We start from the raw sequence: 24,784 nt of genomic DNA, 5'->3' as shown, positions 1-24,784 counted from the left end.
GCGGGAGAGGGGAGCAAACCGGCGGCAAGCAGCTAGCTGAACAGTTCCTCCGCCACCGTCGGATGCAATTGCACCGTGGTCTGCAAGTGCGACTCACGCACGCCCAGGCGCAGCGCCACCGCCAGCGCCTGCACGATCTCCGGCGCGGCGTTGTCCATCAGGTGGGCCCCAAGCACGCGTCCGCTGCGCGCGTTCAGCACCAGCTTGAACACGCTCTGGTGCTGCGTGCCGCCGAAGCGGTTTTCCAGCGAGACAAAGCGCTTGACCACGGTGCGGATGCGCTCGGGCTTGCCGGCATCGGCGATCGCCTGCGCCTCGGTCATGCCCACCGCGCCGATGGCAGGTTCGGAGAACACCGCGGTGGGCACGAAATCGAAGTCCGCGCGCTCGCCGCGCTGGCCATAGAGCCGGTCGGCCAGCCAGCGGCCCTGTGCCGTCGCCACCGGCGTCAGCTGCAAGCCGTCAGTGGCATCGCCGATCGCGTAGACCTTGCGCACGCTGCTGCGGTACTGCTTGTCGACATGGATGCCGCCCTTGTCGCCAAACGCCACGCCGAGTTCTTCCAGCCCCAGCCCCTGCACATTGGAGATGCGCCCGATCGCCGCCAGCGCGGCCTGCGCGCGTACGGCCTCGGTCTGGCCGGGGCGGTCGGTGGGGCGGTAGCAGACTTCCACCGCGCCGTTGGCCTGGCTCAACAGGTTGACTTCGGCGTTCAGGTGCACGCGCACGCCGCGTGCCGTCAGCGCATCGGCCAGCGCAGCGCCGATGTCATGGTCGAAGTGGCGCAGCAGCCGGTCGCCGGAAACGATCAGGTCGACCTTGACGCCGTAGCGCGACAGGATCGATGCCTGCTCCACGCCGATATAGCCGCCGCCGATCACGGCGACCGAGGCGGGCACCGTCTGCCAGGTAAAGACATCGTCGGAGCTGGCGGCCAGCTCGCCGCCGGGCACGTCCAGCGTGCGCGGGCGCGCGCCGGTGGCGATCAGGATGCGGCGCGCGTGGATGGTTTCATCGCCGACGCGGACTTCATCGGGCGCGGTAACGCGCGCGTCGCCACGCAGGATTTCCACGCCGGATTCATGCAGGCGCTGGGTGTAGCCCGCGTTCAGCCGCGCCACTTCGGCATTGACGCGCACGATGGAGTCGCGCCAGTCCTCGTGCCCGCCGGTGTGCGACAGGCAGCCCGACAGGATCGCCGCCCACGAGGCGCCATACGACAGCATCTTCTTGGGTACGCAGCCGCGGTTGACGCAGGTGCCGCCGATGGCATCGCGCTCGACCAGGATCACGCGGGCCCCGTGCGCCGCCGCGCGCCGCGCGCAGGCCACGCCGCCGGAGCCGCCGCCGATCACCACCAGGTCGGCGTCGCGCGCCTTGCCGTTGCGGCGCTTGCCGCCCTGGCCGCGGGCGCGCGGGACGCGCTCCACGGGCGGCGCCGCGCTGACCTGGCGGGCACGCCGCGGTTCGTTGGTCCCCTGCGTTGCGGTGGGGGTTGTCTTGCGCTCGGTCATCCATGCCTCCTGTCGCGGCCCGCGGGCCGCATCGACAATCGATCTGGCCGGTGCCTCGCCGCGAAGCTAGGCGGCCGGCCGCAGTTCGGTATTCAGGATCGACGGCCACTCGCGCAGGAAAGTTTCCCCGTCGCGGCGGCCGAGTTCGTAGGCGTGCGTCATGGCATCGGGCCGGGTGTAGTCCCAGCTCGAGATCGGCACGCGTTCCGAGGGCTGCAAGTACAGGCGGCGCTGGCCGCCTTGTTCGAGAACGTGTTCCAGCACAAACCGGCGCGGGCGCGGATAGAGCCGCGTCACCAGCACCAGCACATTGCCCGGCGCGGCGTCGAGCGCATCGACCGGGACGTTATCCACAAGCCCGCCGTCCAGCACCGGCCGGCCCTGGCGGCGCAGCACGGGTGTGAAGGGCGGCGTCGACGCCGACTGCAGCAGCAGGTCGGCCAGCTGCTCGGGCGAGGCGCAGTCCTGCGCGCGCACGAACTCCGGCCGGAAGCCCAGCTTGCGCCCCAGCCGCGGGTGCAGCGTCTTGAGCACATGCTTGTCGATGTTGTAGGCCAGCAGCCCCGCCGCCACCGCCAGCCGCGGGCCGCTCCAGCGCGGGATATGCGCCACGCCGATGCGGATCTCGGGCGCCTGCTGCAGGTGCGCCAGGCGGCCGTCGGCAAAGATCGTCAGCAGGGCGGTGCGGTAGATGCCGTAGTGGGGGAACACGCGCTCGTTGCGCAGCAGGTTGCCCCAGTAGGCATTGCGGCGGTTCCTGGACAGCACCTCGCGGTAGTAATCCATGGTCTGGTGCGAATCATGCGCATAGACCATGCACGCGGTAGCCGCGCCGGCGGAGATGGCCGCGATCACGCGCGGCCGCAGCTGCAGCTCGGGCGCGACCGTGTCCCACCAGCCCGCCTGCCACCAGCAGCGGTTGCCGCCGCCGGCAAAGACGACCTGGTCGAAGGGGTTGGCGGGATTGGCGCCCGCGCTCACCGGCATCAGAGCAGCGCGTAGGTGGTGGTGGCCTGCACCGCCAGCTTGCCGTCGGTGCCGGTCAGCTCGATCTCGCCGAACACCACGGTCTTGCCCAGGCGCAGCACGTTGGCGCGCACCAGCACGTCGCCGTCGATCACGGGACGCATGAAGTTGGTGGTGAGCGAGACCGTGGTCATCGGGCGGAAGCCGCCGAGCGCACTCGCGACGGCGACGATCATGGCGGTGTCGGCCGCCGACATCAGCACCTGGCCACACACCACGCCACCCGCGTGGCGAAATGATTCGTTGAAAGGCAGGCGCAGCGTTACGCCTTTTGCATCGACGGCTTCGGCACGCAGGCCGAGCTGGCGCACCCACGGCGCCAGCACGCGCTCCAGCGTGGCGTCGATGTCGGCAAGGGCAAGTTGCGGTGATGCTTCAGACATGGCGGTCCTCGTTCTTGTATCCATGTTCCTTAGCCGCGCCCGTGGCCGGCCCGTGGCGGACCCGTGGCCGACCTTACGCTGTCTCCCCCGGCGCGACGCGATGCTTCAGGCAATGATACAGGGGGCCGGTGGCAAGCACCACGAAGGCCATCCGGATCACATGGAAGGCCGTCACCAGTGGCACGCCCAGCTCCAGCACCTTGGCGGTGATGCACATCTCGGCAATGCCGCCGGGCGTGGTGGCCAGGATCATCGTGGCCGGGTGGGCGCCCGACAGCGCGGACAGCGCCCAGCCGAACAGCGCCGACACCACCAGCGCCAGCACGGTGTACAGCGCCACACCCGACAGGAAGCGCGGCGCGGTGTGCAGGAACTCACGCGAGAAGCGCACGCCCAGCGACACGCCGATCAGCAGCTGGCCGGCACGGCTCATCCAGGTCGGGATCGCCGACAGCTCGATGCCCGATGCCGTCAGCACCGCTGCCGCCAGCAGCGTGCCGATCACGAACGGGTTGGGCATGTTCAGGCGCCTGACCAGCAGCGCCACGCTCAGCGTGATCGCCACCAGCGCGAGCAGGCCCGGCGCGCTGACCACGCGCGGGCCGGGGATATACGTGTCGAGCCCATGGATGCCGCCGTACTGGAAGATCGCCGGCACCGTCACCACCACCATCAGCACGCGCAGCGAATGCGCCGCCGCGACCTGGTCGATGCGTGCGCCATTGCGCTCGGCAAGGTTGGCCATCTCGGAAGCGCCGCCGATGGCTGTGGAAAAGTAGGCGGTCTTGAACGCGACGCCGGTGGTCCGGCGCAGCATCAGCGCGCCGCCCGCGCCCATCGCCAGTGCGAACAGCGAGCCGGCAACGATATAGGGGAGGAACTCCACCAGCCGCGCCACCACGTCCGGCGTGAAATACAGGCCGAGCGACGCGCCGATCACCCACTGTCCGGCATTGCGCGCCTGCGACGGCGCGCGCAGGTCGGCGCCCCACATGCGCGCCGTGGCGACGGCCAGCAGCGGTCCGATCATCCAGGGCAACGGCGTATGCAGGACAGTACAGAGCAGGGCGGCGGCCAGCCCGAGTGCCAGCGTGGGCACCGCGGACAGCCAGCGGTTGGCGGCAAGACTCATCGGTCAGCGGCCTGGCGCGGGGGCGCCGGCGCTTGTTGTTTTCCAAGGGTGGAAATGCAAAGGGCCCGCACGCCATGGCGCCGGGCCCCGGAGACACTACCGCATGCTAACGCGCATCACGCCGCGTTGTCAGCCTGCGCGTGTGCCGAGCCGCGCGCGGCATGCCAGCGCAGCAGGCGCGGGATCACCACCACCGCCACCGTCAGAGCCAGGATGGTGGCCGAGATCGGCTGGCGCACGAACAGGGTCCAGTCGCCCTGGCCGATCGACAGCGCATTGCGCAGCTGCTTCTCCGCCATCGGCCCCAGGATCATGCCGACGATCACCGGCGCGGTCGGGAAGTCGAAGCGGCGCATCACCATGCCGAGCAGGCCGACCACGAACAGCAGCAGCAGGTCGAACCACGACTGGCGGATGCCGTACGCGCCCAGGCCGGCGAAGATCAGGATGCCGCCGTACAGCAGCGGCGTCGGCACGCGCAGCATGCGCACCCACAGGCCGATCGCCGGCAGGTTCAGCACCAGCAGCATGACGTTGCCGATATACAGCGACGCCAGCAGGCCCCACACCAGGTCGCCCGAGGTCTGGAACAGCATCGGGCCCGGCTGCAGGTTGTAGTTCTGGAACGCGGCCAGCAGGATCGCGGTGGTGTTCGAGGTGGGGATGCCCAGCGTCAGCAGCGGAGCCAGCGTCGCGGTCACGGCCGAGTTGTTGGCGGCTTCCGGGCCGGCCACGCCTTCGATCGCGCCGACCTTGCCGAACTCTTCCTTGTGGTCCGACAGCTTCTTCTCGGTCGCGTACGACAGGAAGGTCGGGATCTCGGCGCCGCCCGCGGGGATCAGGCCGAACGGGAAGCCGATGAAGGTGCCGCGCAGCCACGCCGGCAACGAACGCTTCCAGTCCGACTTGTTCATGTGGACCGAGCCGAGCTTGTTGAAGGTGCCGTCCGGTTGCGGGAAGAACGCATTGAACAGCGCCTCGCCCACGGCGAACAGGCCAACGGCAACCACCACGATGTCGATGCCGTCGTACAACTCCTGCACGTTCATCGAGTAGCGCGTCTGGCCCGACAGCGAATCCATGCCGATCAGGCCGATGCCCAGGCCCAGGAACAGCGCCGTCATGCCGCGCAGCAGCGACGAGCCCAGCACCGCGGAGACCGTGGTGAAGGCCAGCAGCATGATCATGAAGTATTCGCCCGGGCCGAACTGCAGCGCCACGTCGGCCGCCACCGGCGCGAACAGCGACAGCATCACGGTGGCGATGGTGCCCGCCACGAACGAGCCAATTGCCGCGGTCGCCAGCGCCGGGCCGGCGCGGCCGTTCTTGGCCATCAGGTTGCCTTCCATGGCCGTGACCATGGTGGAAGACTCGCCCGGCGTGTTCATCAGGATCGACGTGGTCGAGCCGCCGTACATCGCGCCGTAGTAGATGCCGGCGAACATGATCAGCGCAGCAGTGGGTTCGACCTTGGCGGTCAGCGGCAGCAGCATCGCCACCGTCAGCGCGGGGCCGATGCCGGGCAGCACGCCGATGGCGGTGCCGAGGAAGCAGCCCACCAGGGCCCACATCAGGTTGATCGGCGTGATCGCGACGGCAAAGCCGTGCATCAGCATGTTCAGGGTTTCCATTCGAAGACTCCTTGCTGGACGGGCGGGCTCAGAAGCCGGCGATGGGGAGCAGCGGCAGGTTGATGCCGAGCAGGAATTCAAACAGCGCCCACATCGGCACCGTGATGCAGAGGCCCACGATCACGTCGCGCACGATGCGGCGGCTGCCGTAGCCGCGCGCCACGCACACCATCAGCAGCGTGGAAGAAAACACGAAGCCGAGCGTGCCGATCAGTGCCATGTTCAGCACCAGGCCGGCCGCCACCCACAGGAAGCCTTTGAAGTTGTGCGGCGCGTTGGGCAGCTCGGCATCTTCCTCCGGCATGTTGCGGAAGCCGCCGCGCACGCCCTGCCACGTCAGCAGCGCGCCGCACACGGCCAGCCCGACGGCCACCAGCGTGGGCACGAAGCGCGGCGACAGGCCGGCATAGCCCTCTTCGCCGGTAATGCCCGACAGGCCCACAAAGAAAAACAGCGAAAGCGCCAGGACGGCAACGCCGATGGCAACGTGCGAGGGTTTCATGGAGACTCCTTGGCCTTTGTCGCCAGCAAGGGGGGCTGGCGTCCGCGACGCTGGCTTAGCCGTCTGACGTCAAGGCCCGCGCGGCAATGGGGCCCGGCGACATATGGTTGTTGTCTTCGGTATCGCAGGTGGACACCGGGCCCCATGCCGTTTTCCTGCCGCCGGGATCTCCGGCGGTGTTGGCAGGCACGACAGGTAAAGCGGTTCTGATGCGGAAATGCGGGGTGTTTCGGGCCGCGCCGGGTTCGCGCGGCAGCGGGCTTTACTTGGCGACGCCCAGCTCGCGCAGCGTGCCGCCCAGGCGGGTCGATTCGCTGTCGACAAACTTGCCGAACTCGTCGCCGGTCAGCAGGAACGGCGTCCAGTCGTTCTTCTGCAGCGTGTCCTTCCAGGCCTTGCTCTCGGTGGCCTTGACCACCGCGTCGATCATGGCCTTGCGCTGCTCCGGCGTGGTGCCGGGCGCGCCATACACGCCGCGCCAGTTGTAGATCTCGACGTTGACGCCTTGCTCCTTCAGCGTCGGGATGTCGGCGGTGCGGTCCTTGGAGGTCACCGCCAGCGCGCGCATCTTGCCGCTCTTGATGAAGGGCAGGAACTCAGACACGCCGGCGATGCCCACCGTCACGTGGCCGCCCATGATCGAGGCCGAGGCTTCGCCGCCGCCCTGGAACGGCACGTAGTTGATCTTCTTGGGATCGACGCCGCTTTCCTTGGCGACCAGGCCGGCCAGGATATGGTCGATCGAACCCTTGGAGCCGCCGCCCCAGCTGACGCTGCCCGGGTTGGCCTTGAGTTGCGTGGTCAGGTCCTTGATCGACTTGATCGGCGAGCTGGCCGGCACGGTGATGACCATGGTGTCGGCAAACAGGCGCGCGATCGGCGTGGCGTTCTTCAGCGTGACCGGCGGCTTGTTGGTCTCGATCGCGCCGACCATCACCGCACCCACCACCATCAGCGCGTTGGGGTTGCCCTTGTCGGTGTTGACGAACTGCGTCAGTGCGATGGTGCCGCCTGCGCCGCCCTTGTTGTCGTACGAAGCGGTCTTGGCCTGGCCCGCGGCGATCATCGCGGCGCCCAGCGAGCGGCCGGTCTGGTCGTAGCCGCCGCCGGGGTTGGCGCCGATCATGACCTTGACGCTGTCCAGCGCATAGGCGGGCGCGGCAACGACGGTGGCGGCAACGGCGGCCGATGCCAGCGCGGCATGGGCGAAACGGGAAATCGAACGGCGCATAGCGGTCTCCTTGGTTGTACCGGTGATCGCTTGCCAGTCACTGGCGACCGCGATCCGACCCGGGGTTCCGGCGGCAGCCTGAGCGTTGCCGGGGACGGGGACACGGCCTGCCGGCGGCGCGCGGGGCGCTGCCGGGGTTGTCTCCTGTCCGGGCGCGGCGGGGCGTGGCCGGGACTGTTCTTGGATTATTGGTGAACATCAGGCCGGGATTAGCGACCATGGGGCGGATTCTAGGCGGGGGAAACTGTCAAAAGGCTGTCAAAAGGGGCGGGACGGGGTCGGGGTTTACGTGGATGGCGTGGGATTGGCATGTGGGGGGGCGGGACTTCGTGGTGGCTCTGGCCCCGCAACAGCCAAACAGCGCTCACCCCGCCGGCTTCGCCTGCAGGCAAGGATCCTTGCGCGCCACCGCCGGCACCACCACTGCCATGTCGAACTCGCCGTCCGCCGGCGCGCTCTCCACGTAGCCCACGCTGACAACCTTGCCGGCCTCGCCAGCAAGCCAGCGCGGCACCCCGACATCGCGCCGCACATGCCCGTTGCCGGCAATCAGCACCGCCCCACGCTGCGCGTAGGGCCGCAACGCCTGCGCCATCACCGCGTCGCGCGCCGCCTGTGCGGCCAGCATGCCGGGCAGCATCGCCTTGGGGAAATTGCCGCAGTGGCCGCGGTCGAGCACCGCGGTCTGCGCCGCCACCAGGTCAGGCGGCAACTCTCCGGTCAGGCCAAGCTTCTGCCGCTCGTCCGCCGGGAACAGCCCGTCCAGCCCGCCGCGCACGATCTTGCCCGCATCCGCGCGCGACAGGTTGGCCGCCACCAGCGGCAGGTCGTACTGCAGCGCCAGCGCCACCACCGGCCGGTACAGCGGCCACTGCCAGGCGCCGCCGCCGGCCTGCGCGATCAGGTAATCGGCATCCCTGGGCCGCTCCCGGCGGGCGCGGTCGATATCGGCCTGCCGTTCCCGGTCGAACTGCTCCATGGCGATGGCCGGGCGCCAGCCTTGCTCGACCGCGCGCGTGAGCGCGCCGAGCCGCTGCTGCTGGCCGTCGGCGTTGTCGTGGACCTCGCCCAGCAGCACGTAGGGCTTGCCGGCAAAGGTGGCGCTGACTGCTGCTGGCGAAGGGCCCGGGGTCGCACAGCCGGCGCTCAGCACGGCAAAGCTTGCAGCCAGCATGCCGGCCGCGCACAAGCGGAATGAGATCACGCCATGGTTCCTTTATCTGGTTGTGGTCCCCGGCGCCGATGCCTGTTCGCCGCCCGCCTGCGCGGGCTGCTCCGGCACGTACACCATCGACCCGTCCTTCATCCGGTACGCCACGCCGGCCTTGATGCCGTCGCCGCTGCCGACCTGGCCGCTGGCCTGGTAGCGCACCACTTTCTCTCCCTGGCGCGACACGATCTCCATGTTCGGCTTGCCGGGGTTGGTGATAACCGTCACGTCGTCATGCGTGAACGGATTCGCCGGGTTCTGCGCGATCGCCACCAGCAGCGCGGCGATCACCACCAGGAACACGTCGATCAGGTTCACCACCGACAGGATCGGATCGTCGGCTTCGCTATCTTCCAGGAATTTCATGCGTCGACCTCCCATTGCGGGTGGGACTTGCCCAGCCACACCAGTTCTTCGGCCAGCCAGCGGCGGCGCACGTTGACCACCCAGAAAGTAATGCTGGCCGCGATCAGCGCCAGGATCACCGCGGAGAAGGCGATGGTGAGATTCTCGCCCACATTGGCCAGGTTGCCACCGGACAGGCCCTTCAGCGCCGGGCCCATCGGGATCATGGTGGCCACCAGCCCCAGCATCGGCGCCACGCGCGTGGCGATGCGCGGGCGCTCCAGCAAGCGGTGCGCGGCGACGTCGAGCGCATCGGCATCGGCCACCTTGTTGCGCCGCGCCCACGCCACCAGCACGTAGCCGCGGCCGCTGGCAATGGGATGGCGCGCGCGCAGCCAGGCCTGCATCGCGAATTCGCCCAGCGCCCAGAAAGCGTACAGGAACAGCAGCGCGATCAGCGCGAGCGTCGGGATCAGGAACAGTTGGCCGACGTCGTACATCAGGGTTTCAAGCAGGGTGGGTGTCATGTCTCGTCTCTTTGGATGCGATGGATATCTTCGGTGCCTCAGCGCCGTCCGGGCAGCCAGCTGCCGCCGGCATCGGCCTGGCGCCGCCGCGCGCTGAGCGCGCCGCCTGCGATAGCGGCCGCCAGCGCGATGCCGCCTGCCAGCCACGACAGCACCGGCACGATCTCGGCCGCGGGCGGCTTGCGTTCGACCAGCTGCATGCCGTGCACCGGCTGCGGCTGGTTCGGGGCGGGCCCGGGCGGCGGCTCTGGCGTTGGTGCCGCGGGGGCAGGCTTTGGAGGCGTTGCCGCGGGCGCAGGACGTGGCGCCGCAGCGGGCGGCCGCATGCCATAGCCCGGCGCCTGCGTCTGCGCCGGCACCTGCTGCTTCAGGTACTGGTTGAAGGCGCGGTTGTTGCTGACGATGTCGTGGCGCTGCGCCAGGGCTTCGTAGCGCTGCGCCAGCGTCTTCAGCAGCCTGTCGTCGGCCTTCCAGTAGCCCTTGCGCGCGGCTTCGAGCATGCGTTCGATCACCTGGGCCTGGGCCTGCGGCGCGTTCTTCTCGAACCACTCGTTCAGGCCGAGCTTGTGCTTGTCGTTGACATAGACCTCGGCGAACTCGGTCCACTGGTCGTCACGCACGATCTCGGGCGAGACCGCGGTCCAGCCCCAGAAGTTGTTGACGGTGTCGAGAACGTTCAGCGCGCCGCTGTAGCCCTCGGCCTTCATGCCCTCGATCCAGCCCGGATGGAAGTAGCGCGTGCGCAGCTCGCTGGCGAGGAAGCTCGCGGCGGTCTCGGTGCGCGCGTTGCTGGCATCGCGCAGGTTCGAGATCAGCAACTCTGGCGCCTTGCCGGTCAGGTGCCGCACGGCGAGCCCGATGCCACCAAGGTACTGGAACGGGTCGTCGGTGGTCAGCATGCCGTACAGGTTGGAGCTGCGCGCCAGCAGCGCACCGTCGACGCCTTTCAGGTTCTCGGCATAGAGGTTGACCTGCGGCAGCGCCTCGCCCCAGTGCTGCTCATCGGGACCGTAGGCGTACTGCATGCGCGCGAGGTACAGCCTGGCCAGCCTGGCGTCGGCCTCGCGGCCGCTGCCAAACGTGTCGGTGGCCATCGCCGCATCGTTCAGGCCGGTGCCGTAGTTGCCCGATTCGCTGGCGAAGATGCGCGTCACCGCCAGCGCATCGAGGCTGTCGGCGGGAACGTTCAGCTTCGCCAGCCGTTCGCGCACCGCGCGGGTGTTCGCGGCGACGACGTTGTCCGCCTCCGGCTGCGCAGCGGCGAGCTTCACCGCCTCGGCCAGCCACTTCATCAGGTTAGGGAAGTGGTCGCGATAGAGTCCGGTCGCGGACAGCACCACGTCCACGCGCGGGCGTCCCAATTCAGCTGCGGGAATCGGTTCGACGCCAACCACGCGGCCACCGTCATCCCATTTCGGCCGCACGCCCAGAACCGCCATCGCCTGCGCTTCGAGCATGCCCTGGTGGCGCATGGTCTCCACGCTCCACAGCGAGAACGCCAGCTTGTCGGGATAGCGGCCATGGCGCTTGCGCCAGTCGGCGATCATCGCCTCGGCGGCGGCCTGGCCCGCTTTCCACGCTTCGCGGCTGGGCACCCTGGAGGGATCGAAGCCGTACAGGTTGCGGCCGGTCGGCAGCGTGTCGGGATTGCGCACCGGATCGCCGCCCGTTCCCGATTGCAGGTGGCGGCCGGCCAGCGCGGTCAGCAAGCCGGCATTTTCCGGCGATGCATCGAGGCTGGCATAGAGCTGCCGCGCACGCTGCATGTCTTCGCGCTGGCGCGCGTCGCCCAGTTCATCGAGCGATGCGCCTTCGGCCACGTAGCGCCGCACCATCGCATAAGGCGGCGTCTGCGCAAGTTGCGCGTAGTCGACCGCGAACAGCTCCTCGGGCTCCTCGGGGAAGACGCGCCTGAGCCAGTCCTTGCCGAGCATCGCCATGGTCGTATAAAGCCGCAGCCCGTCGTCCTGCGATTGCCCGAACGTGTGCAGGCCATAAGGCTGCAGCGCCCCGCCAAGTTCATGCAGGTGGATATGCAGCGCATCCAGGTAGCCAGTGAAGTCCGAGCGCGCACGCGCGGCGGTCCAGCCCATGTCCTCGTACAGGTGCATCGACGCGCTGCGCGACAGGATCTGCCGGCGGATGGTGTCCTTCACCGCGCCTTCGTCCTGCTGCAGGTACGCATGCAACTGATCGTGCAGCGATACCATGTCGGTATGCAGGCCCGCCGGCCGGAACGGCGGCGTCTGGTGGCTGACGATTGCCGCGCGGCCGCGACGCTTGGCCTGGATCGCTTCACCAACGTCGTCGACGATGTACGGATAGATCACCGGCACGCTGCCCAGCACGAGGTAGGGCTGGTCGGTGACAGACAGGCCGCGCTCCTTGCCCGGCGTCCATTCCTGCGTGCCATGCGTGCCGTAGTGCACCAGCGCCTCTCGACCCCCATCTCCGGTACGCGCCCACAGGTAGGCCGCCATGTAGAAGTGGTTCAGCGGCGTGGTGGTGGAGTGGTACAGCGCCTTCTCGTCCGATTCATTGCGCTCGCCGCGCGGCGGCACCGGCGTCAGCACCACGTTGCCGAGCTGGAGGCGCGGGATCACAAAGCCGGCCTCACCGTTGTGCGTGGCCGCCATCGCCGATTGCTCGGGGTTGCCCCAGCGCTGCGCCACCGCCGCACGGAACGGTGCCGGCTGCGCGTCGTACCAGCGGCGGTATTGCGCCATCGGCATCCACACCGCGAGGCCGGCATCGAGCAAAGGCTCCAGCTTGCCGCTGCGATAGAACGGTGCGAGCAATGCGCCGAGGTCGCGCTGCAAGCGCGCTTCGTCTGCGGCCTCGGTGGTATAGCCCGCGGCGCGCAGCGCGGCGAGCGTGCTGGCCAGGCTCCTGGGCAGGTTCAGGAACGACGCCGACAGGTTCTTCTCGCCGGCCGGGTAGTTGTAGTAGAGGATCGCCACGCGCTTGTCGGCGTTGGGCAGGTGGCGCAGCCGTGCCAGTGCCAACGCCTTGTCGGCCACCGTATCGAGCTGCGCGGGCAGGCTGACGATGGCGCCGTCGCCCCTGGCCGTGGCAGCGGCCAGGATGGGATCGATCACGCCGGCCAGTTCGGGCTGCACCAGGTAGAACGGCGTGTCGGTCAGGCTGATGCCGTGCGGGTCGTCCTGCCACGCCTGCGCATCTCCCCTGCGATAGGGCATGACCTGCGTCACTGGTACGTCGAGCTTCTCGAATTCGGCCTTGCGGCCGTGCGGGTTCAGCATGATCTGGCCGTTGATCAGCACATCGACCAGGCGCTTGCCGCCGGGCATCGCCATGCGCGTGATGCCGTCGGCATCCATCACCGGGCCGTAAAACGTGAGCACGCGCGCATGGCGTGCTTCGAGGCGACCAATCAGGTCGTCGATAAAGGCGCTGTCGAGACCGGACACATAGGCCTGGTGGATGGCAATGCCGATCACCGGACCGCTGCTGCCCGATGCGGCCAGCGCGTCCTGCGGCGACGTGGTGATCACGCCTGCCAGCTTCGGGTGGTAATAGGCGGCCTTGGGAAACACCACGGGTGCCGGAATGCCGTCGTCACCGCGCAGGCGGAACTGCTGTGCCGCGAGCGTGCGCATCATCGCGCCGAAGTTGCCGCGGCCGCCGTTGACGTAGTACGCATGCAGTTGCACCGCGAGCTTGTCGTCGACGCCGTGTGCTTCGTAGCGGTCGGTGGCGATCAGTACGCGCGGTACGCGCGCTTCGGTCCACAAAGGTCCGAGGCGTTGCAGCGTCGCGGTGACGATGTGGTCGCGCGGCGCATCGACGATCAGCAGGTCTGCGTTGTTGATGAACGGCGCGATGTCCTGCGCCGCCATGCGCTCCAGGTACTGCGCATCGAGCGTCATGCCCTGCGCCTGCGCCATCTCGCGCAGCGGGCCGAACTTGCCGGCCGGCACCGGCGAACTGGTCAGGATGGCGATGCGCGGCGTGGCAGCCTGCGCCGCGCCCATCCACACCAGCAGGCACAGCAGCGCCCAGAGGCAGCGACCGGTTATGTTTTGTGGGGACATGCGATACCTCCTTGAGCCGATGTGGCTCAGAACGACAGCTTCAGGCTGGCGGCGAAGGTACGGCCCGGCTGCGTGTAGAAGTCCACGCCGGGCTCGGTGGCCGATACGCCGGTCTGGCGCACGTCGCCCCACAGCCAGTACTTCTTGTCGAACAGGTTGTTCACCGACAGCGCCAGGCTGACGAAGCGGTTGAAGCGCCACCACGCCTGCAGGTCGACCACGCCGTAGCCGGCGGGCTTGAAGTAGGTGAACGACGTGTCATCGGTACGCGTGACCGGACGCGCGCCGCGCCAGCGGATTGCGGCACCCTGGCCCTGCACGCGCTCCCAGGTCAGCCCCGCGCTCGCGCGCAGCGGCGACACGCTGTTAAGCGGCTGGTCGGTCTGCTCATTGGTGCCGTGCGCATACGCGACCGCGCCGTCGATGCGCCATTGCGGCAGGAAGCGCCACACGCCGCGCCACTCGGCGCCGTAGATGCGCACGCTGGTCTGGTTGCGGTACTGGTAGGTCGCGCGCAGGCCGGGCAGGCAGGCGGGGTCGGACGGGCAGGTCAGCTGCACCTGTTCGATAAAGTCGCGATAGCGGTTATCGAACAGCGCCACGCTGGTCTGCACGTTGTCGCTGGTATAGCGCGCGCCGACCTCGAACGAGCGGCTCTTCTCCGGGTTCAGGTCCGCGTTAGGCGCGGCGCCGTAGCCCTGCACCGGATTGCGGAAGCTGCCGTTGACCTCCTGGTAGTTGGGCGCGCGGTAGCCAAACACATATTGCGCCCACAGGTTGACGTGGTCGGTCGCCTGCCACAGTGCCGACAGCTTGGGCGACACGTGCGAATCGCTCTTGCTGACCGCCGGGCGGCCGCCGGCACTGCTGTAGACCAGGTCGTCGCCATCCGGCGACAGCGAGTAGTGGTCGAAGCGCAGCCCCGGCGTCAGCGTGAAGCGGCCATCGAAGAAGCGCATCTCGTCCTGCGCGAACACGCCGGTCTGGCGCGTCTCGCCGGTGGGGAAGTCGTGCACCGGGAAGTTCTCGCCGGCGAGGGACTTGGTGGTGGTGCCGGTGGTCAGGTTGACCACCGTGGCATCGCGCGACTCGGACGTGCGCGTGCGCATGAAATCGACGCCGCCGATCAGCCGGTGCCCGACGCTGCCGGTGACGAAGGACTTGTCGCCCTGCACGTTGAAGCCGGTCTGCTCCTGCCTGAAGGCAAAGCCCAGCGCGACGTTGCACAGGCTGGTGCCGCGCGTGGTGGCCGAGCAGCCGGTGCTGGTGTTGCTGCGCACCTGGTTGGTCAGCGTGGAGGTCTCCGATTCCTGGTAGTAGACCTGCGCCGCCAGGCGATCCAGCAGGCCGCTGGCGGGCTTCCACTCGTAGTCCAGGCTGACGCGGTCGCGGCTCAGGTCTTCATTGCCGCTGGCGGCGGTCACACGCGGCAGGGCTGTGGATAACCGCAGCAGGTCGGTGTCGGTATTGCCGTCGCGATGCTCGTAGGTGAACTTGAACTTGTGCTCGGGCGTGGCGTTGAGCAGGATCTTGCCCAGCCATGCCTGCGTGCGCACGTCCTGCGGATTGGGCCTGGTGCGGTTGACCGAGTTGGAGCCGTCGGTGCCCATGTTCTTCATTTCGTGCGCATTGCGGTTCGCGACCATGAAGAGGCCCTGGATGGTGTCGCTGCCGCCGGCCACGCCCGCGGTCTGCCCGAAGCCATTGTCGATGCCGTTCCAGTTCAGCCCGACCTCGCCGCCGACCTTGCGGCCCTGCGTCAGGTCGACGGGGTCCTTGGTCGCATAGGCCACCACGCCGCCGATCGCATCCGAGCCATACAGGCTCGACGCCGGCCCGCGCAGCACTTCCACGCGCTTCAGGAACGAAAACTCCGGCGCATCGCGCGTCGAGCTGGAGATGTTCGACGGGCCGCCGCCATTGAAGAAGTCTGGCAGGCGCACGCCGTCGACCATCTGCAGCACGCGGTTGTCTTCGATGCCGCGGATATTGATGCTGCCCGCGCCAAAGCGGCGGCGGTCGCGCGGCACGTCGATATCGGGCTCGTCGGCGAACAGGCCAGTCTCGTCGACCGGCTGCGCGCGCTCGATCTGGCGCGCCTCGCGCGTGGTGATGGTGGAGGCGACCGCATCGGCACGCTCCTCGGTGCGCGTGGCGGTGACCACCACTTCATTGAGCGAGGCAAGCGCGGTGGTCTGGCTATCGCCCTCGGCGGCGAAGGCTGGCGAGCCCAGCGCCGCGCAGACGGCGGCAACAGGCGTGACCCGGACGGAGGCGCGCAGGCGCGCCAGGCAGCGACGTTTCATGGATTCTCCCCAGAAGAAATCGAACGCTGGCTGGCGGAAAACCGTGACAGGGTGGCTGGCTCGCGTAGAGGCGCTGCCCGTCCGGCGCATGGCCGCGGGTGACGCCGTTTTTAGTTAACGAGAATTATTATCATTTACAGCAGATAGGTAAATGACTTACATCAAAGGGCGTGGCGTGCATGCCACATGTATGCAATGTTCGACTGCTTGAACAACTCTACGTGTCGTGCTAACTTTGTTTGCTAACGTGTTAGCGCAGCACTGACATGCTGCATGTACGCCATTGAGTTCACCCGGCAAGCTGCACAGACCCTGAAGGCCATGCCCAGAAACCTTGCCGCAACGATCGTCGCGAAGGTCAATGGCCTTGCCGTGGATCCTTACGCACCGAACCCGAACGCAAGAAAGCTTGCGGGACGAAACGGCTATCGGCTCCGGGTAGGGGATTGGCGAGTGTTGTACGAAATCGAGGACGGACGGCTGGTGATTCTCGTACTGGCCGTCAGCCCACGTGGAGGAGCTTACAAATGACTGGAATCCAGTTTATTGAACGAGACGGCCGCCGCGAATATGCGGTGATCCCCATCGAGATGTGGGAGCGCGTCAAATACCTGATTGAAGACGCGGGCGACGTCGCCCTGTTCGACGCCGCCAGGGCCAAGGACGACGGCTTCCGCGTGCCGGCCGCCGTGCTCGATGCCGAACTGGCCGGCGACCATCCGGTCAAGGCATGGCGCAACTATCGCCGGCTGACGCAGGACGCGCTTGCCCGGGCCGCGGGCCTGAGCAAGCCATATCTCAGCCAGATCGAAAACCGTTCGCGCGCCGGCAGCCCCGATGCGCTTCGCAGGCTGGCGCAAGCACTGGGCGTGCCCTGCGACATGCTGGGCGAAGAGAGCGAATAGCTGGTCTGGCCAGCCATCGCCCTCAGTGCTGCCGCACCGTCTCCCCAGGGACCTTCTCCGGCAGCTTGTTGCCTTCCGAGTCGATCTGCAGCGGCCCCGTGCCCGAGAACTTGTCCAGCGCCAGGTAGATCACCGGCGTGATGAACAGCGTGATCACCTGCGAGAACAGCAGGCCACCGACCACCGCCAGGCCCAGCGGCTGGCGCAGCTCGGCGCCGGCGCCGAGGCCCAGCGCCAGCGGCAGCGCCCCCATCACCGCGGCGAAGGTGGTCATCATGATCGGACGGAAGCGCAGCAGGCATGCCTGCCGGATTGCCTTGGCCGGAAGCATGCCTTGCTCGCGCTGCGCCGCCAGCGCGAAGTCGATCATCATGATCGCGTTCTTCTTGACGATGCCGATCAGCATCAGCACGCCGATCACCGCGATCAGCGACAGCTCGACATTGAAGATAAACAGCGTCAGCAAGGCCCCGACCGCCGCCGAGGGCAGGCCCGCCAGGATGGTCAGCGGGTGGATATAGCTTTCGTACAGCACGCCCAGCAGCGTGTAGATCACCGCGATGGCGGCCACCAGCAGCACGATCTGCGTGGCCTGCGATGACTGGAACACCGCCGCGTCGCCGCCCCAGCTGGTGAAGATCGACGTCGGCATCGCGATCTCCTGCTTGTAGCGGTCGATGCGCGCCGACGCGTCGCCCAGTGCCGCGCCCGGTGCCAGGTTGAACGACACCGTCACCGACGGCAGCTGCCCCTGGTGGTTGACCGCGATCGGGCCGACGCGGCGCTCGGTGGTGGCGAACGCCGACAGCGGCACCATCTGGCCGGTCTTGCTGCGCACGTAGAGCTTGGCGAACGCGGTCTCGTCGACGCGGTCGAGGTCGGCCGCCTGCAGGATCACGTAGTAGTTGTCGATCGGGGTGTAGATGGTCGATACCTGCCGCTCGCCGAATGCCGAATACAGCGCGGTGCGCACGTCCTGCATCTGCACGCCGAGCGCATTGGCCTTGTCGCGGTCGATCGACAGGTGCGCCTCCAGGCCCGACTGCTGCGAGTCGCTGGTGACATCGCGGAACAGGCTGTCGGCGCGCATCTTTGCCATCAGCTTGTCGGAGTAGTCCTGCAGCTGGCCGGCCTTCACGCTCTGCAGCGTGTACTGGTAGCGGCTCTTGCTCTGGCGCCCGCCGAGCTGCAGGTTCTGCACCGGCGCGAAATACACCGCCAGCCCGGGCACGCCGGCCACATCGCGGCGCAGGGACTCGATCACCTTGGGCATGGCATTACGCTCGCCGCGCGGCTTGAGCTCGACGAACATGCGGCCGGTGTTGATCGCCGGCGACGGGCCGCCGCCGATGGCCACCACGATGCTCTTGACCGCGGGGTTGGCGCGCATGCGCTCGGCCGCGTCGCGCAGGCGCTCGGCCATGGCGTCGAAGGAAATATCCTGCGGGCCTTCGGCGTTGACGCGGATCTGGCCGATGTCTTCCTCGGGGAAGAAGCCCTTGGGGATCGTGACGAACAGCACGGCGGTCAGCACGAAGGTCAGGCCGGCAACCGCCAGCACGGTGCGCCGGTGCGCCAGGCACCAGTCCAGCCCGCGCGCATAGCGGTGCAGCGTGAACTCGAACAGGTTCTCGAACCACTGCGTGGAGCGCATGCCCAGGGTCTGCTTCTGCGGCGCGGCAGGCTGCGCCACCGCATGGTCGCCATAGGCATGGTGCGACTCATCCACCGGCACGTTCTCGGCCGACAGGAAGCGCGCGCACAGCATCGGGATCAGCGTCAGCGACACCACCGCCGACACCAGGATCGACAGCGACACCACCGCGGCGAACTCATGGAAGAGCAGGCCGATCACGCCCGGCATGAAGAAGATCGGGATGAACACCGCCACCAGCGAGATCGAGATGGACAGGATGGTGAAGCCCATCTCGCGCGATCCCACCAGCGCGGCCTTCAGCGGCGGCACGCCTTCCTCGATATGGCGCACGATGTTCTCGAGCATCACGATGGCATCGTCCACCACCAGCCCCACCGCCAGCGTGATGGCCAGCAGCGAGACGTTATCCAGGCTGTAGCCGAACGCCTTCATCAGCGCCACCGTGCCGATCAGCGAGATCGGCAGCGACACGGTGGGGATCAGCGTGGCGGCGGCGCGGCGCAGGAACAGGAAGATCACCATCACCACCAGCGCCACCGTCAGCGCCAGCGTGAACTGCACGTCGTGGATCGACTCGCGGATCGAATTGGAGCGGTCGTTGACCACCGCCACATTGACCGAGCCCGGCATCTGCGCGATCAGGCGGGGCAGGGCGGCCTTGATCGCATCGACCACCGCCACGGTATTGGCATCGGGCTGGCGCAGCACGGCCAGCACGATCGAACGTTCATTGTTGAGCCAGCTGCCGGTCTTGATGGTCTCGACGCTGTCCTCGACCTCGGCCACGTCGGACAGCCGCACCAGCGCGCCGTTGGGCTGGCTGGCGACGATGATGTTGCGGAAGGCGTCGGCGTTGGTCATCTGCCGGTTGGCCTGGATCGTCAGCGTCTGGCGTGCGCTGTCCAGCGTACCCACCGGGGTGTTGGCGTTGGCGCGGTTCAGCGCGGTGGCCAGCTCGTCCAGCGTCAGGCCGCGCGCGGCCAGCGCATCCGGGTGCGCGCGCACGCGCACCGCAAAGCGCTTCTGCCCGAAGATCTGCACCTGCGCCACGCCCGGCAGCGTCGCCAGCGTGGGCGAAATCAGGTTGTCACCGAAGGCATTCAGGTCCGCCAGGCTCATCGCCGGCGAATTGATCGCCAGCAGCAGCACCGGCGCGTCCGCCGGGTTGACCTTTCGGTACGAAGGCGGCGTCGTCATCTCGATCGGCAGCGAACGCTGGGCGCGGAACAGCGCCGCCTGCACGTCCACGGCCGCGTCGTCGATATCGCGGTCGCTGTTGAATTCGATGGTGATGCTGGAGTTGCCGAGCGTATTCGACGAACTGATCACCGACACGCCGGGGATGGTGGCGAACTGCTTTTCCAGCTGCGTCGCCACCGACGCCGCCATGGTTTCCGGGCTCGCGCCCGGCAGCGTCGCGGTGACCTGGATCACCGGCGAGTTGAAGCTGGGCAGCGCGGCGATCGGGATGGTCGGATACAGCACGATGCCCGTCACGATCACGGCCAGGCACAGCAGCACCGTCATCACCGGACGGCGGATGCAGAGTTCGGACAGCGTCATGGCTCAGTGCCCCGCGGCGGCGTTGGCGGCGGTGGCGGAACCGGCGGGCCGTGCGGCGGCCGCACCGGAGGCGGCGCCCGCCGGCGCCTCGCGCACCAGCGCGCCCGGGCGCAGGTTCTGCGTGCCTTCCACCACCACCCGGGCGCCGGGCTGCACGCCTTCCACCACGGCCGCGGCGGCAGTGGTGGTGATCACCTGCACCGGCACGCGCGCGACCTTGCTGTCGGGCTGCACCACATAGACGAAGCGGCCTTCGGGGCCGGTCACCACCGCCTGCGGCGGCACCGACAGCGCCCCCTTGAGCGTCTGCACCACGGCGTTGACGTTGGCGTAGGTGCCCGGCCACAGCCGCTGCTCGTCGTTGTCGAACTGGGCCTTGACGCGGATGGTGCCGTACTGCGGGTCGACCGTGTTGTCCACAAAGGTGATCTTGCCGGTCACCGGGGTCTTGCTGCCATCGTTGGGCTGGGCGGTGACCTGCACCGGGCCGGCCTGCAGCGCCTCGCGCAGCGCCGCCAGCTGGCGCTCGGGCAGGCTGAAGGTCACGGCGATCGGCTGCACCTGCGCGATGGTGACCATCGGCACGGCGCCGGTGGGCAGCACCAGCGAGCCGGGGAAGGCGTTGATCACGCCGGTGCGGCCGCTGATGGTGGCGCGGATCGAGCCATAGCTGATCGCGACACGGCTGGCCTCGATAGTGGCCTGGTCGGCGCGCACGGTGGCCTCGAAGCCATCGGCCTTGGCCTGGGCGGTATCGACCGCGCTCTTGGAAATGAAGTTGCGCTCGAGCAGTTCCTTGCTGCGCGCCAGCGTGCGGCGGGCGTCGGCAAGATCGGCCTGGTCCTTCAGCAGTTGCGCCTGGGCCTTGGCCAGGTTGGCTTCGTCCATGCGCGTGTCGAGCGAGAACAGCAGCTCGCCCGGCTTGACCGTCTGGCCTTCCTTGATATGGACCGTGCGCACCGTGCTCGACACCTGCGGCCGCACCTCGACCGTGGATAACGCGGTGACGTTGCCGTTGGCCGTGACCTGCAGCGGCACGTCGCCCTGCTGCACCAGCGCGGTGGTCACCACCACCGCGGCGGGCGGCTTGGGCGCCGGCTTGGGCGCCAGCCACGTGCGCCAGGCAAACCAGCCCAGCCCGGCCAGCACTAGCACGGCCGTGACCAATACCCACGGCGATACCCGGCCGCGCCCGGTTCCGGCCGCCGCACTCCAATTGCTGTCGACGAAGCCCTTGGGCTGGTCGATCCTGTCAGTTTTCATGTTCTGTGGACCCTCTGCACCGCGTCTTTTGCGCCACTCCCCGTGATCCGCCCCGGCTTGTTGTGATCGAATGTCGCCGGCGCGTGTCGCGCAAAGACTCTACTAGTACCGCGCTTCGCCCGCCGGAGCCAGCGTCGCGTATTACAGTCCGTTACAGGGGTGCAATGCGGTGTGGGGACGGGCGGGCGCCGGCAAGCGCCCTCCGGACCACGGAGAAAACCGGATATGAGATTGGCGGGGCGCTTGTATCGTTAGACAAACATTATCAGAAAAGCTGCCGCCGGCTGTCGCGACGCCACTGATTGACGCTGTCGATCGACAGTTCGCGTGGCCCTGGCTGCACAATGACCGGGTCACCGGCGCGGACCTGGCCGGTCACCAGCACGCTCAGGTAGACGCCCGAATACCCGCTCTGCACCATGTCCCGCACCGCATGGCGGTAGCCGAGCGCGGCATTGAACTTGTAGCAGGGCCGGCGCGGCGCCTCCACCCGCAGCAGCGCCGTCCCGACGCGCACCAGGTCGCCGATCCACAGGTCGGACTCCAGCAGGCCTTCCAGGCTCAGGTTCTCGCCCAGCGCGCCGAACGGCAGCGGCTGCCCCGACTCGGGCTGCCCGCAGGCACGCCGCCGCGCATTCCACCAGGGGTAGTGCTCGGACGGGTAGGCATAGACCGCCTTGTCACGGCCGCCATGGACGGTCAGGTCGGCCTGCTCGTCGCCGGTTAGGCCCAGCGGGCGGACCTGCACGGAGAGCGGGTGCAGCAGGGTGCTGACGGGATGCTTGCGGATGCCGGACAGGACCACAGCCTCGGTGCCGGCGCCGGCCACGACCAGCGGGATCGCCTTGCCAAGGCTCACGGCCAGCACGCGTGCATTGCCTTGCCAGCGTCTGGAATCGCTCACATGCGCCCCCGCTCGGTGGTTGTGGAAAGAGATGTGGATAAGCTGCGGATATCCCTGAGGATAAAGGGGCGGATAACGCTGTGGACAAGTGCTTGGTGCGGTGCCTCACAAGACGCCGTTGGCGGCGCAAGGCGGGGCGCGCGCCCGGGGACATGATGCCCCGGGGCGGGGCTTCAGCCGGCGTTGGGCGCCTGCTGCGGGGCTTGCGGGCGCTGCCACTGGCAGCCCAGCGAGCGGGCGCGCTGCGACACCACCAGCGCCGCCAGCATCAGCGCCGCGGCACCCCAGTGCAGCGAATCGACCCCGGCCAGGGTATAGATGCCGGCGCCGGCCATCGCGCCCGCGGCCTGCCCCAGGTAGATCGACGAAGAGTTCAGCGAGATCGAGGCCGAGGCACGCTCCGGCGCCAGCAGCACCAGCCGCGCCTGCTGCGCGCTGTTGGTGGCAAACCCGCCGAGCCCCCACAGCATGAACAGCAGCACCAGCGCCACGCCGCCCAGCCCCGCCAGCGGCCACAGCACCATGGCGGTCACCGAGCTCAGCAGGGCGACCTGCACGATCCGGCTGGGCGTGACGCGGTCCATGCGCGACGCGGCCAGCGCATTGCCGAACACGCCGCAGGCGCCGTAGGCCAGGAACATCAGGCTGAGCGCGCCGCCGCTGATGCCATAGACATCGCGCATCAGCGGCGCGACATAGGTAAACATGGTGAACATGCCGGCCGACGACACCATGGTGGTCAGCACCACCAGCATGATCGGCTTGTGGCGCAGCACCGCGGCCCAGGCCTCGCGCCCGACCGGCTCCACGTACAGCCCGCGCGGCAGCGCCCGCCATACCGCGGCCGACACCAGCAGCGCCAGCCCTCCCACCAGCCCCATGCTGACGCGCCAGCCCAGCGTGGTCGAGATCCACGTGCCCAGCGGCACCCCCACCACGCTGGCGACGCTCCAGCCCAGGAAGACGAAGCTGATGGCACGGCCGCGCGTCTGCGCGTTGACCAGCAGCGGCAGCGTCGCCGCGGTCTGCGGCGTGTAGATGGCGGCGCCGATCGCGGTCAGGAAGCGGATGGCCATCAGCGCCGCGAAGCTGGGCGCAAAGGCGGCCGCCAGGTGCATCACGGCATAGACCAGCAGCGATCCCGCCAGCAGCAGGCGGCGGTCGATGCGCGAACCCAGCGTGGCGAACAGCGGCGCGCCCACGCAGGTGGCCAGGGCAAATACCGAAATCAGCTGCCCGGCACTGGCGGCGCCCAGCCCGAAATCGCCGGCAATGTCGTTCAACATGCCGGTCACGATCATCGCGCCGGTGCCGATGACGAAGTTGCCGACGCAGAGCGTCACAAGCCTGGGATCCATGCCGGCCTTGGGAAGAGGGGTGCGCGCGGGCGCTTGTTGTTCTCGGGCTGCCGCCAGGGCCGTTGCGGCCGGCGGTTAGGGAAGTCCCGAGTGTAGCGGGATTGGGGGATTCGCGTTGACGACGCAATCGCGCCAGTCAACACCTTGCGAACTGGACACCTCTTCTCCCGCGCGCGGGAGAGCGCGGGAAAACGCGGGAGAAGGGTGCAAACCGGCAGGAACTGAAACGCCTCAGCGCGACAGCGCCGGCGTCAACGCCTTGGGATTGACGATGCAGTCGTGATTGCCGCCCAGCACATCCAGGATGTTCTGGAACGCCGTGCGGAAGTACAGCTCATAGCTGTCGCGCTCGACATAGCCCAGGTGCGGCGTGCAGATGCAGTTTTCCATGCGCAGCAGCGCGTGCCCCTGCAGGATCGGCTCGGATTCGAACACGTCGACCGCCGCCATGCCGGGCCGGCCGCGGTTGAGCGCGGTGACCAGCGCGTTCTCTTCCAGCAGCTCGGCGCGGCTGGTGTTGACGAACAGGGCGGTGGGCTTCATGCGCGTCAGGTCGGTCAGCTTGACGATGCCGCGGGTGTCGTCGTTCAGGCGCAGGTGCAGCGACAAAACGTCGCTGTCGGCAAAAAACTGGTCCTTCGAGGTCGCGACGTCCAGCCCGTCGGCACGCGCCGCGTCCAGTGACGCCTCGCGGCCCCACACCATCACCCGCATGCCGAAGGCCTTGCCATAACCGGCCAGCAGACGGCCGATCTTGCCGTAGCCCCAGATGCCGAGCGTCTGGCCGCGCAGCACCTGGCCCAGACCGAAGTTGGGCGGCATGGTGGTCGATTTCAGCCCCGATTGCTGCCACGCGCCGTGCTTGAGGCTGGCCACGTACTGCGGAATGCGTCGCTGCGCCGCCATGATCAGCGCCCAGGTCAGCTCGGCCGGAGCCACCGGCGAACCGACGCCTTCCAGCACGGCCACGCCGCGGTCAGTGGCGCCATCCAGGTCGATATGGCTGCCGGGGCCGGCGCCGACCTTGCCCGTCTGGCTGATCAGCTTCAGTTTGGGCAGTTTTTCCAGCAGTTGCCGGGTGATGCGGGTGCGTTCGCGGATGAGCACCACGGCTTCCACGTCCGACAGGCGCGCGGCCAGCTGGCCCACGCCCTTGACGGTGTTGTTGAACACCTTGACGTCGTGTCCCTCCAGCAGGCTGAAGCACGGCAGCTTGCGCACGGCGTCCTGGTAATCGTCGAGTACGGCAATCTTCATCGGCAACTCTGGTTT

The 24,784-nt window shown here is 68.2% G+C and carries 19 protein-coding genes; 2 read left to right on the top strand and 17 right to left on the bottom strand.

The genetic code is table 11. The annotated features are described in order from the left end of the window. Positions 1 to 32 precede the first annotated feature (32 nt). The 12 genes from CTP10_RS17050 to CTP10_RS16995 all read right to left on the bottom strand — a co-directional run bounded on the left by CTP10_RS17050 (position 33) and on the right by CTP10_RS16995 (position 15,862). Positions 33 to 1,514: a dihydrolipoyl dehydrogenase family protein gene (locus CTP10_RS17050; RefSeq protein ID WP_116320089.1), complete on the bottom strand. Its 1,482-nt coding sequence runs from the start codon at positions 1,512 to 1,514 to the stop codon at positions 33 to 35. A 66-nt stretch (positions 1,515 to 1,580) separates the two neighbouring features. Then, positions 1,581 to 2,501, bottom strand: coding sequence for a patatin-like phospholipase family protein (locus tag CTP10_RS17045; RefSeq protein ID WP_116320088.1), 921 nt, complete (start codon positions 2,499 to 2,501; stop codon positions 1,581 to 1,583). Next, positions 2,501 to 2,923: a PaaI family thioesterase gene (locus CTP10_RS17040; protein ID WP_116320087.1), complete on the bottom strand. Its 423-nt coding sequence runs from the start codon at positions 2,921 to 2,923 to the stop codon at positions 2,501 to 2,503. Before CTP10_RS17040 ends, CTP10_RS17045 begins: the two co-directional genes overlap by 1 nt. Positions 2,924 to 2,996: 73 nt before the next feature. Further along, positions 2,997 to 4,055 carry an AbrB family transcriptional regulator gene (locus CTP10_RS17035; protein ID WP_116320086.1) on the bottom strand — a complete coding sequence of 353 codons (1,059 nt, stop codon included), beginning with the start codon at positions 4,053 to 4,055 and terminating at the stop codon, positions 2,997 to 2,999. Between the two features lie 116 nt (positions 4,056 to 4,171). Further along, the gene (locus CTP10_RS17030; RefSeq protein WP_116320085.1) at positions 4,172 to 5,686 is read right to left on the bottom strand and encodes a tripartite tricarboxylate transporter permease; all 1,515 of its coding nucleotides are present in this window, start codon (positions 5,684 to 5,686) and stop codon (positions 4,172 to 4,174) included. Between the two features lie 28 nt (positions 5,687 to 5,714). Then, a complete protein-coding gene (locus tag CTP10_RS17025) occupies positions 5,715 to 6,188 on the bottom strand; it encodes a tripartite tricarboxylate transporter TctB family protein (protein ID WP_116320084.1) in 474 nt (157 codons plus the stop codon). 262 nt (positions 6,189 to 6,450) lie between these two features. Further along, positions 6,451 to 7,419, bottom strand: coding sequence for a Bug family tripartite tricarboxylate transporter substrate binding protein (locus CTP10_RS17020; RefSeq protein WP_029046453.1), 969 nt, complete (start codon positions 7,417 to 7,419; stop codon positions 6,451 to 6,453). A 364-nt stretch (positions 7,420 to 7,783) separates the two neighbouring features. Beyond that, entirely contained in the window at positions 7,784 to 8,593 is an 810-nt protein-coding gene (locus CTP10_RS17015) for a ChaN family lipoprotein (RefSeq protein ID WP_116320157.1), read from the bottom strand. Positions 8,594 to 8,635: 42 nt separating this feature from the next. Beyond that, positions 8,636 to 8,995 carry a DUF2149 domain-containing protein gene (locus CTP10_RS17010; protein WP_116320083.1) on the bottom strand — a complete coding sequence of 120 codons (360 nt, stop codon included), beginning with the start codon at positions 8,993 to 8,995 and terminating at the stop codon, positions 8,636 to 8,638. After that, positions 8,992 to 9,501, bottom strand: a complete 510-nt coding sequence (locus CTP10_RS17005) for a MotA/TolQ/ExbB proton channel family protein (RefSeq protein ID WP_116320082.1) — start codon at positions 9,499 to 9,501, stop codon at positions 8,992 to 8,994. Before CTP10_RS17005 ends, CTP10_RS17010 begins: the two co-directional genes overlap by 4 nt. Positions 9,502 to 9,539: 38 nt before the next feature. Further along, entirely contained in the window at positions 9,540 to 13,556 is a 4,017-nt protein-coding gene (gene cobN / locus CTP10_RS17000; protein WP_116320081.1) for a cobaltochelatase subunit CobN, read from the bottom strand. Positions 13,557 to 13,582: 26 nt separating this feature from the next. Continuing rightward, complete coding sequence (locus tag CTP10_RS16995) at positions 13,583 to 15,862, bottom strand: TonB-dependent hemoglobin/transferrin/lactoferrin family receptor (RefSeq protein ID WP_116320080.1); 2,280 nt, start codon at positions 15,860 to 15,862, stop codon at positions 13,583 to 13,585. A 273-nt stretch (positions 15,863 to 16,135) separates the two neighbouring features. Between CTP10_RS16995 and CTP10_RS16990 the strand changes: the two genes are divergently transcribed. Together CTP10_RS16990 and CTP10_RS16985 are read left to right on the top strand one after the other, a co-directional pair. After that, the gene (locus CTP10_RS16990; RefSeq protein ID WP_116320079.1) at positions 16,136 to 16,393 is read left to right on the top strand and encodes a type II toxin-antitoxin system RelE family toxin; all 258 of its coding nucleotides are present in this window, start codon (positions 16,136 to 16,138) and stop codon (positions 16,391 to 16,393) included. Next, on the top strand, positions 16,390 to 16,767 hold the full coding sequence (locus tag CTP10_RS16985) for a helix-turn-helix domain-containing protein (RefSeq protein WP_116320078.1): 378 nt from the start codon (positions 16,390 to 16,392) through the stop codon (positions 16,765 to 16,767). Before CTP10_RS16990 ends, CTP10_RS16985 begins: the two co-directional genes overlap by 4 nt. A gap of 22 nt (positions 16,768 to 16,789) precedes the next feature. On the opposite strand, the gene CTP10_RS16980 is transcribed toward CTP10_RS16985, so the two are convergent. The 5 genes from CTP10_RS16980 to CTP10_RS16960 all read right to left on the bottom strand — a co-directional run bounded on the left by CTP10_RS16980 (position 16,790) and on the right by CTP10_RS16960 (position 24,769). Then, the gene (locus CTP10_RS16980; RefSeq protein ID WP_116320077.1) at positions 16,790 to 19,987 is read right to left on the bottom strand and encodes an efflux RND transporter permease subunit; all 3,198 of its coding nucleotides are present in this window, start codon (positions 19,985 to 19,987) and stop codon (positions 16,790 to 16,792) included. A 3-nt stretch (positions 19,988 to 19,990) separates the two neighbouring features. Continuing rightward, a complete protein-coding gene (locus tag CTP10_RS16975) occupies positions 19,991 to 21,250 on the bottom strand; it encodes an efflux RND transporter periplasmic adaptor subunit (protein ID WP_116320076.1) in 1,260 nt (419 codons plus the stop codon). A 265-nt stretch (positions 21,251 to 21,515) separates the two neighbouring features. After that, a complete protein-coding gene (locus CTP10_RS16970) occupies positions 21,516 to 22,154 on the bottom strand; it encodes an MOSC domain-containing protein (protein WP_116320075.1) in 639 nt (212 codons plus the stop codon). 173 nt (positions 22,155 to 22,327) lie between these two features. Beyond that, complete coding sequence (locus CTP10_RS16965; protein ID WP_116320074.1) at positions 22,328 to 23,512, bottom strand: MFS transporter; 1,185 nt, start codon at positions 23,510 to 23,512, stop codon at positions 22,328 to 22,330. A gap of 231 nt (positions 23,513 to 23,743) precedes the next feature. Beyond that, the gene (locus tag CTP10_RS16960; RefSeq protein ID WP_116320073.1) at positions 23,744 to 24,769 is read right to left on the bottom strand and encodes a D-2-hydroxyacid dehydrogenase family protein; all 1,026 of its coding nucleotides are present in this window, start codon (positions 24,767 to 24,769) and stop codon (positions 23,744 to 23,746) included. Positions 24,770 to 24,784: the final 15 nt, after the last annotated feature.

Source organism: Cupriavidus sp. P-10 (genome assembly GCF_003402535.2).
In the GTDB taxonomy this organism is placed as follows: Bacteria; Pseudomonadota; Gammaproteobacteria; order Burkholderiales; family Burkholderiaceae; genus Cupriavidus.
Note: the sequence above shows the minus strand (reverse complement) of the source record. Positions and strands in the feature narration are given on the sequence as shown.

What these genes read in the sequence shown, in the direction of transcription:
- CTP10_RS17050 (WP_116320089.1), bottom strand. Translation starts at nt 1,514, where the DNA reads ATGACCGAGCGCAAGACAACCCCCACCGCAACGCAGGGGACCAACGAA.
- CTP10_RS17045 (WP_116320088.1), bottom strand. Translation starts at nt 2,501, where the DNA reads ATGCCGGTGAGCGCGGGCGCCAATCCCGCCAACCCCTTCGACCAGGTC.
- CTP10_RS17040 (WP_116320087.1), bottom strand. Translation starts at nt 2,923, where the DNA reads ATGTCTGAAGCATCACCGCAACTTGCCCTTGCCGACATCGACGCCACG.
- CTP10_RS17035 (WP_116320086.1), bottom strand. Translation starts at nt 4,055, where the DNA reads ATGAGTCTTGCCGCCAACCGCTGGCTGTCCGCGGTGCCCACGCTGGCA.
- CTP10_RS17030 (WP_116320085.1), bottom strand. Translation starts at nt 5,686, where the DNA reads ATGGAAACCCTGAACATGCTGATGCACGGCTTTGCCGTCGCGATCACG.
- CTP10_RS17025 (WP_116320084.1), bottom strand. Translation starts at nt 6,188, where the DNA reads ATGAAACCCTCGCACGTTGCCATCGGCGTTGCCGTCCTGGCGCTTTCG.
- CTP10_RS17020 (WP_029046453.1), bottom strand. Translation starts at nt 7,419, where the DNA reads ATGCGCCGTTCGATTTCCCGTTTCGCCCATGCCGCGCTGGCATCGGCC.
- CTP10_RS17015 (WP_116320157.1), bottom strand. Translation starts at nt 8,593, where the DNA reads ATGCTGGCTGCAAGCTTTGCCGTGCTGAGCGCCGGCTGTGCGACCCCG.
- CTP10_RS17010 (WP_116320083.1), bottom strand. Translation starts at nt 8,995, where the DNA reads ATGAAATTCCTGGAAGATAGCGAAGCCGACGATCCGATCCTGTCGGTG.
- CTP10_RS17005 (WP_116320082.1), bottom strand. Translation starts at nt 9,501, where the DNA reads ATGACACCCACCCTGCTTGAAACCCTGATGTACGACGTCGGCCAACTG.
- cobN (WP_116320081.1), bottom strand. Translation starts at nt 13,556, where the DNA reads ATGTCCCCACAAAACATAACCGGTCGCTGCCTCTGGGCGCTGCTGTGC.
- CTP10_RS16995 (WP_116320080.1), bottom strand. Translation starts at nt 15,862, where the DNA reads ATGAAACGTCGCTGCCTGGCGCGCCTGCGCGCCTCCGTCCGGGTCACG.
- CTP10_RS16990 (WP_116320079.1), top strand. Translation starts at nt 16,136, where the DNA reads ATGTACGCCATTGAGTTCACCCGGCAAGCTGCACAGACCCTGAAGGCC.
- CTP10_RS16985 (WP_116320078.1), top strand. Translation starts at nt 16,390, where the DNA reads ATGACTGGAATCCAGTTTATTGAACGAGACGGCCGCCGCGAATATGCG.
- CTP10_RS16980 (WP_116320077.1), bottom strand. Translation starts at nt 19,987, where the DNA reads ATGACGCTGTCCGAACTCTGCATCCGCCGTCCGGTGATGACGGTGCTG.
- CTP10_RS16975 (WP_116320076.1), bottom strand. Translation starts at nt 21,250, where the DNA reads ATGAAAACTGACAGGATCGACCAGCCCAAGGGCTTCGTCGACAGCAAT.
- CTP10_RS16965 (WP_116320074.1), bottom strand. Translation starts at nt 23,512, where the DNA reads ATGGATCCCAGGCTTGTGACGCTCTGCGTCGGCAACTTCGTCATCGGC.
- CTP10_RS16960 (WP_116320073.1), bottom strand. Translation starts at nt 24,769, where the DNA reads ATGAAGATTGCCGTACTCGACGATTACCAGGACGCCGTGCGCAAGCTG.